Annotated in this window: 1 protein-coding gene; it reads right to left on the reverse strand. The window is 71.9% G+C overall.

The features are described from left to right. The coding region (locus AAEY97_RS21385) for a hypothetical protein (protein WP_351001377.1) at positions 1–253 on the reverse strand (253 nt) is incomplete at both ends.

Consider the following 253-nt stretch of genomic DNA (forward strand, 5'->3'; position numbering starts at 1 on the left):
CTGTAGACGTTCGCGGCCGTCCCGCCTTCAGGCGTCGAAACGGCCTCGACCGCCGCAACCGTCGCCGCCGCACTCTCCGCTTCCGCACGCGTTGCCACGGCCGCATCCGCTGGCGGACTGAACCCGTCCAGCATGGCCTGTCGACCGTCGTCGACACCGGCTGCCGCATCGCCCTCCCCGCTCGCTTCATCGTGCGCCGCCACCGGCATGCGCTCGCCCGGCTCGAGCACTGGATCGCCGAACAGGTCGAGCG

Source organism: Shewanella sp. TB7-MNA-CIBAN-0143 (assembly GCF_040310065.1).
GTDB lineage: Bacteria > Pseudomonadota > Gammaproteobacteria > Enterobacterales > Shewanellaceae > Shewanella.